Below are 1,311 nucleotides of genomic sequence, written 5' to 3' on the forward strand. Positions count from 1 at the left end.
TAGGTTTCGCACAAATGATAAGCTGACCTTAAATCTTTGCTCTAACTGGCGTTGAGACCCTTCTTCTGCAAGATACGTACGCCATAATCACACGCTAGCTCCTACGAGATTCACATCTCTAAGATCAGTATCTCTAAAGGTGATGCCAGCCAAATTAACTTTTTCAGAAAAATTTTTCGCTCTCCACTGATTCCAAACCTGTACCCCTTGCCTCAATATCGCCACATGCTTCTCATTCACCATCATCAGCTACCTCCTCTGCTCACCTGTAGCCAACAAACTACTCCGCATCTTGCCATCCATCAATTGATGCCAGCAGTATATTCACTAAAGGATGGTCGATTAGCTCCTTAAATGCCTCTGTTCCTCCAGACTTCAATGCACCTATTACTCGTGCTTTCAAAGTGGGGTTTTTCTCAATCTCATTCACAGCCCTAGCCACAACCGTCATCTTCTCCGATGTGGTAGTAGTGGGGTATGACTGGCTCAGTTGGTTGAGAAGCTGTTGAATTTCTGCTGCGGCTTCTGCAAGATTCTGCTTTTGCTCAGGGTTGTAGTTGGTGATGTTGCCGCCGATTTGGTGCGCGTTTACGGTGTCAGCGTTTACTAGACCACCACCGAATTGAGCGCCTTGTAAGTTAAAACTAGAACTTTTATTACTTACCCTTTGTTGGTTATTTTCTCCTTGAACATTATTAATATCGCCATCAACTGAACCACCAACTGTAAAGCCACCGGGATTGTTAGTCATAAAACCTACCTGCTCAACGTTTGAATAAAAGCTGGGACGCTCTAACGCCGTCATCACCATATTTTCTAATCTACGGATTTGATTATCTTTTTCTGCTAGCAGTAATTTAATCTCTCGCTCCGGCAAACCTTTTATCTGATTATAAGTGTCAAAATATTCTGCGCTCAGTTCAGACTTATCAGCCATCGCTGCTGTTTTTGCACGAAGCAAGAACTTATCTTCGCCTCGCACTTCCATTCCCACAATCCGCAAATCTGCTTCTGGGTGATTTTCGGCTAGCTGCTTAAAGGAAATAGCGATCGCTCTGGGATCAACACCTTGGTTATGGTACAGGTCGAGGGTGTCGAAGATTGGCTTGATGAAATCGCCAAATTCGCCATCTGCAAATACTTCCTGGCGATTATCTGGTTTGCGGTGCGGGTCAGGGTTATCTGTTGTGGGCTGGCGCATATAAACGTATTCGCACCGCACCCCATCAAATTTAGTCAGGACTTACGCAACTGTCACAAGCAATGGCGCGGTGTAGCCGCGCCGCGCGCCAAGCAACTACACGATAAACA

The 1,311-nt window shown here is 45.4% G+C and carries 1 protein-coding gene; it reads right to left on the reverse strand.

All coding sequences use genetic code 11. The annotated features are described in order from the left end of the window. Positions 1 to 280 precede the first annotated feature (280 nt). On the reverse strand, positions 281 to 1,201 hold the full coding sequence (locus tag RMX98_RS36255; protein WP_409881997.1) for a hypothetical protein: 921 nt from the start codon (positions 1,199 to 1,201) through the stop codon (positions 281 to 283). Positions 1,202 to 1,311 lie beyond the last annotated feature (110 nt).

The sequence above is a fragment of the Nostoc sp. DedQUE02 genome (genome assembly GCF_034531035.1).
Taxonomy (GTDB): Bacteria; Cyanobacteriota; Cyanobacteriia; order Cyanobacteriales; family Nostocaceae; genus Nostoc.